At 42.6% G+C, this 5,814-nt stretch carries 4 protein-coding genes and 1 tRNA gene; 1 reads left to right on the forward strand and 4 read right to left on the reverse strand.

Annotated elements, in window-relative coordinates; translation table 11 throughout:
- Positions 1-539: 539 nt before the first annotated feature.
- The 3 genes from ACFFAP_RS03425 to ACFFAP_RS03435 form a co-directional block, all read right to left on the reverse strand.
- A tRNA-Ala gene (locus ACFFAP_RS03425) sits at positions 540-612 on the reverse strand.
- 65 nt (positions 613-677) lie between these two features.
- Positions 678-1,406, reverse strand: a complete 729-nt coding sequence (locus ACFFAP_RS03430; protein WP_375509906.1) for an HAD family hydrolase — start codon at positions 1,404-1,406, stop codon at positions 678-680.
- Entirely contained in the window at positions 1,403-2,299 is an 897-nt protein-coding gene (locus ACFFAP_RS03435; RefSeq protein WP_375509907.1) for a class I SAM-dependent methyltransferase, read from the reverse strand. The genes ACFFAP_RS03430 and ACFFAP_RS03435 overlap by 4 nt, the downstream gene beginning before the upstream one ends.
- A 397-nt stretch (positions 2,300-2,696) precedes the next feature.
- Between ACFFAP_RS03435 and ACFFAP_RS03440 the strand changes: the two genes are divergently transcribed.
- A complete protein-coding gene (locus tag ACFFAP_RS03440; protein ID WP_375509908.1) occupies positions 2,697-3,878 on the forward strand; it encodes an RtcB family protein in 1,182 nt (393 codons plus the stop codon).
- 497 nt (positions 3,879-4,375) lie between these two features.
- Here the strand turns inward: ACFFAP_RS03440 and ACFFAP_RS03445 are convergent, their stop codons facing one another.
- Positions 4,376-5,677 (reverse strand): dihydrolipoamide acetyltransferase family protein, encoded by a 1,302-nt coding sequence (locus ACFFAP_RS03445; protein ID WP_375509909.1) that lies wholly within the window; start codon positions 5,675-5,677, stop codon positions 4,376-4,378.
- Between the last annotated feature and the right edge of the window lie 137 nt (positions 5,678-5,814).

A 5,814-nucleotide genomic window follows, 5' to 3' on the forward strand; every position in this document is an offset into this window, starting at 1 on the left:
GGTTTCCACAGCCCTCCCGTTAGGTGGTGGGTTGAAAGAGCAATATAATCCCGCGCGGGCTTGCCGCGATCGAGGTTTCCACAGCCCTCCCGATAGGTGGTGGGTTGAAGTTATTATCATTGAAGACGCCACTTTGGCTATATAATTCTTTATTAGGGTGGTTTGAAAGGAGCGCTGCAATCGCACATAAAACGCAGCTATTTTATAGTAATGGAGCCTCTGCTTGGGTGAAAACAGCAAAAGAAGAGGTTATATATTTTTGTAATTAGACTGCAAATAAAGTGCTTTAAAGCTATTCTTGTAATTCAAGAGCCTTGGGCTTGCTGTAATAAATTGAATTAGAAAACAATATATTTAGCCGAGTTTTACAGGCGGATTTTGGACAATAATTCTTTAAAACTGGTTTCAACTCTGGACAATAATTCTTTAAAACTGATTTAATTGCTGAAAGCCGCGAAAATACGTAACTTATGCCCATAAACTTGGAAAAAATGGACATTAATTATTTAATGGACAATAATTATTTAATGGACAACAAATGGAGAATAACGGATTTGAACCGATGGCCTCTGCGGTGCGATCGCAGCACTCTACCAACTGAGCTAATTCCCCAAAATCTATGCTAAGTCAAGAGTAATATTACTCATTAACTCAATACATTATCACCATATAGTATTCTAACATTCAGTTATCGATGCTTGAGGCTGTTTTTGAGAATAAACTTTCTGCACGCGTTCGAGTTCCAAATCACTGAGATAATCAACAGTCCAGTTACAGCAGCGCTGGAGCATGTGGAATGGGTAAGTATTCGCGACACCGACAACTTGCATTTGCGATCGCTTCGCTGCTGCTATACCAGCTGGAGTATCTTCAATTGCCAAACATTCTTGTGGTTGAAGATTCAATTCGGGATATGCTTTATTCAGGCGTTTCACTGCCAGTAGATAACCATCAGGTTCTGGTTTACTGGTGGTGATGTCATCACCCGCGACGATAATTTTAAAATGTTCGGCTAGTTTAGCTCGCTGGAGTACCAATTCTATTTCTTTACGAAAAGCGCCACTAACTAATCCTAGTTTCAGATTCCGCGATCGCACCTGAAATATTAAATCTTCTACACCTGGATATAAAGGCAGTTTCTCTATTTTCTCTAATTCCACCACATAGGCTTGGGCTTTGCGGTACAACAACTGAGTTAAATAGTTTTCATCGCCTACTCTACCACGATTAGCGAGTAGTTGCCCAAAACAAGCGCGATCGCTGCGTCCAAGAGAAGCTTGACGCTCACTCACCCGTTGGGGTTGGAGATTTTCTTCAATGAGAATCTCATCTATCAGTTGCAGGTGGATTGGCTCATCGTTAATGATGACACCATTAAAATCAAACAGAACTGCCTTTAAACTCATGCCCTTATGCCAAATGCTGGAGATCCAAGTCCCTGCAAATCATTATTATCTATTGATCTGGGAGTATACTGACGGGTATTTTCGGTTGCTATTGGTTTAACGCCGCTAGTTACCTGATTTATCCACCATACATCGTGCGATCGCACAGCTTCAAATCCGGCTGCACCCATATTTGCGTCCACGCTACCAGCAGCATACTCACGAATATATGGCTCCTCAAAAACATCATTAAGCCATTCTAGCTGACGCAGAGTCTTCTGATTACCATCTAGAATTAATACTTGCCCTCCAGTTACCAGCAACCGGAAGCTTTCTTGCAGAATTGCTAGGGACACCGCATCTGGTGTTTCGTGGAATAGCAAAGAAGCTGTCACTAAGTCAAATGTTGCGTCACTCAAACCAGTTTTTTCAGCATTCCCATGTCGCCAGACGATATCTAAACCAGCATTTCTAGCTTTATCTTCTGCCCTTACCAACATGTAAGGTGATAAATCCAAACCAATAACTTCCGCTTGGGGGAAAGCCTGCTTTAACATTAAAGTAGTGGAACCTGTGCCGCAACCTAAATCGAGTATGCGTCGTGGTTTTACCTTGACGGCATCAACTAAAGCCTGACGGACAATATTTTCATTCGGCGGCAGAACATATTGTGTAATCGGATCGTAAGTAACTGCTGCACCGTAATTGAGATATCCGCCTGCAATCCCGTGAAAGTTTTGATTGCTGTAGTACGAGGGAATTATGACATCATCTCGCCGAAAGCGATCACACTCTTTCTCCCAGTCAATACTATCAGCGTAACGCCGTAATCCATCTTCATCAATCAAAAGACGCACTACAGGGGATAAAAAACGTTCCCAGATTGTATCTTGACGCACGCCATCTTGTCTCATAACTCTAAGGGGATATTTAAACAGAGTAACTTTCTTTACAAATTTTAATACACTTGGTAAACATCTGCTTTCACTCTGTAGTGTTGGGTTGACACTTGTAATTTGCTTTGTTACACTTGCACTACAATAGTAGTTCTTTAGCTTCATGAAAATTGAGCAAGCCAAATGAAAGACAAGAAATATTTAAATTGCTACAACTAACTAGAGTATGCCAAGTTTAAATTGATGGGTAAGCAAGTTCGTAATAAGGACTTTAGTCCTTATTTTCTAAGCACTAAACTGCTTACTACAAACCCTGAAAAAGTACTAAATAATGGGTTATAAGTCATACAGATAATTATCAGTACCCTATACCCAATCCAAAATCTAAAATTTAAAATCCCAAATACAAAAAATTATGCCCTACGAAAAGTTAGAAATTACCACACCGTCACCCGTTTTATCTTGGGCAAATCACTCTTTGGGCCCAGAAGAAACTAAGATGGCAAAGAATGTAGCATCGCTACCATTTGTATTTAAGCACGTCGCATTAATGCCAGATGTTCACTTAGGAAAAGGTGCCTTAGTTGGTTCTGTAATTGCCACCAAAGAGGCGATTATCCCGGCTGCTGTTGGCGTGGATATTGGTTGTGGGATGAGCGCTATCAAAACATCATTTACCGCCGAACAACTAGAAGGTAAACTGAAGAAAATCCGCCTAGATATTGAAGCAGCAATTCCTACTGGATTCAACGAAAACAAAGATATTGACAAATCTGTCAGCAATTGGCAACACTGGGAAGATTTTAAAGACTTGCATCGCGGCGTGCAAGACCTACAAAGTAAAGCAATGAAACAGATGGGTTCTCTCGGTGGAGGAAACCATTTTATTGAAGTGTGCCTTGATACAGAGAATCAAGTTTGGTTGATGCTGCATTCTGGTTCGCGTAACATCGGCAATAAACTCGCCCAGTGTCATATTCACACAGCCAGGGAATTAGCAAAAATGGCTGGTAATAAATTACCTGACCCTGATTTGGCTCACTTTGTCGCTGGTACGCCAGAATTCCAAGCATACTGGCACGATTTGCAATGGTCACAAAACTATGCGCGTGTCAACCGCGATGTGATGATGGCGCGTTTTAAGCACATAGTTGAGAAGCATCTCGCAGGTGGGAAAGCAACTAAACCTTTATTGCAGGTTAATTGTCATCATAATTACGCCGAAAAAGAAGTGCATTTTGACGAAGATGTATACGTTACTCGTAAAGGTGCAGTCCGTGCCCAGACTGAAGACTATGGGATTATTCCTGGTTCGATGGGGGCAAAGTCTTTCATCGTTAAGGGTAAAGGTAATGCTCACAGCTTCTGTTCTTGCTCTCACGGTGCAGGGCGTTTGATGTCTAGAAATAAGGCAAAAAATGTCTATACGCTTGATGATTTGATAGAGCAAACAAATGGTGTAGAATGTCGCAAAGATGAGGGTGTGTTAGATGAAATTCCTGATGCTTATAAGCCGATAGAGCAAGTTATGGAAAACCAAGCAGATTTGGTTGAGGTTGTAGCAACACTTAAGCAAGTTCTTTGTGTTAAGGGATAAATTTTTAGGGTGGGCAATGCCCACCTTTTTATTTTTTTAAACGCAGAGGCAGGCTTTAAAGACATTGAAGTTAAATCCGAGCAGTTTTGTTGGTATTATACGCCCGATGCTAGTTTTGCCGAAAGTTCTTGGCAAGTAAATAGCAATAACGTTTTTGGTTTTCAAGTATTTCAGCTATCGCCAGAAAAATTATAGCAATGTAAGGCAGAATACACAGCAAATATCACAGTTTTATCAACAACAGAACAAAGAGTTTGGTGTGATGCTCCTATCTTTTTTGTTGTAGCTTTTAAGTAATTAATCGCATCGCCTTGGATTTAAGCATGGGTTTTGGTGTGAGTACAACCCATAAAGCGATCAACTAAAATATAGCAGTCCAAAATTATTATCTGTCCATAAAAAATTTAAGTGTATGTATTGTTTATTGTTAGCGCTACTCTACGAAAAACTGCTACTCGCTGATAGCGCTAACATTTAAATTTGGTGTCTTTTCAAAATTACATTGTCAAAGATTGAGGATTCGTCTCAATCAATTTCGCTAAATCTTGCAAGAACGCCGCAGCATGGGCACCGTAAATAATCCGGTGGTCAGAAGTAATATTGACTTGCATTTGTTGACGCACACCAAACAAACCGTCGGGTGTTGCTACTACTTGTGGACGAGATGCCCCGATCGCTAAAATAGAACCTTGTCCAGGCGGTAAAATCGCATCAAATTTATCTACGCCAAACATCCCCAAATTGGACAGGGTAAAAGTACCACTGTTGTATTCTTGAGGCTGTAATTGTTTTGCCCTGGCACGTTCTACCAAAGACTTCCAAGTACGCGATAGAGAATATATATCCACTGCGTCTGCATTTTGCAGCACAGGTGTAATTAATCCGCCATCATCCATCGCTACTGCTACAGAGATGTTGATATCAGAATGATAGACAATACCCTGGTCTGAGTAGCTGGCATTTAGCAATGGGTGTTTTTGCAATGTCACCGCGACAGCTTTCGCCAGTAGCGCTGTCATTGTCACGCCTTTGGATTTAATTTGTTTATAAAGTTTGTCTAATCCATCGGTGGTAATTGTATAACCAACACGGAAGACGGGCACGGATATGGTAGCTACCATGTTCCGCACTACGGCATTTTGGAAGGTAGTTAGAGGCACGATTTGACCAGGAACAGCCGCTACTGCTGGCGTGGGTGCGGGTGTGCGAGGTGCTGGGGGTGCAACTGGGGCGCTGGTTGGTACAGGTGCTGGTGGGGCAACTGGCACAGGGGCGGGTTGTTTGCCCTTATTGGACAATGCTTCTACATCTTCGGCGACAATGCGACCGTGGGGGCCACTGCCTTGGAGTGTAGTTAAATCAACTTTGAGTTCTTTGGCTAACTTGCGGGCCCGGGGTGAAGCTACAAGCCTTCCTTCTTTGTGGTTAGACCCGTTTTGAGACGCTAAGGCAGGTGTGGCAGCTAAGGCTGTGGCGGGGACTGGTTCAGGGGAAGCGGTAGTAGTAGCAGCCACGCCGCCGGAATTGGCAAGAGATTTCGCCTGTTCAATTTCCGCTTCCGTTTCGGCGATGAAGGCGATCGCAGATCCTACCGGGGCAGTTTCACCAGCTTCAACTATGATATGGGCAAGAAAGCCTTCATAAAAGGTTTCTACATCCATATCTGCCTTATCTGACTCTACAACCACCACTGTTTCGCCTTTTTCCACTTTGTCCCCTGGCGATTTCACCCAGGAAACGATTTTGCCTTCCGTCATGGTAGAACTCAGCGCCGGCATAAATACTTCGTGAATGCTCATAGGGTGGTTTGGGAATCAATGGTTTATGGACTTTAACAGTTTTTATCAGATCGAATTGTATCTTGGTGGGAGAGTTTTGGACTGGAGATTTTATATTTTAATTGGGGAGTGGGGAAGGTGGGGCCCCCTCTGGGGAT

It is taken from the genome of uncultured Nostoc sp. (genome assembly GCF_964245575.1).
Lineage (GTDB): Bacteria > Cyanobacteriota > Cyanobacteriia > Cyanobacteriales > Nostocaceae > Nostoc.

What these genes read in the sequence shown, in the direction of transcription:
- ACFFAP_RS03440 (WP_375509908.1), top strand. Translation starts at nt 2,697, where the DNA reads ATGCCCTACGAAAAGTTAGAAATTACCACACCGTCACCCGTTTTATCT.
- ACFFAP_RS03430 (WP_375509906.1), bottom strand. Translation starts at nt 1,406, where the DNA reads ATGAGTTTAAAGGCAGTTCTGTTTGATTTTAATGGTGTCATCATTAAC.
- ACFFAP_RS03445 (WP_375509909.1), bottom strand. Translation starts at nt 5,677, where the DNA reads ATGAGCATTCACGAAGTATTTATGCCGGCGCTGAGTTCTACCATGACG.
- ACFFAP_RS03435 (WP_375509907.1), bottom strand. Translation starts at nt 2,299, where the DNA reads ATGAGACAAGATGGCGTGCGTCAAGATACAATCTGGGAACGTTTTTTA.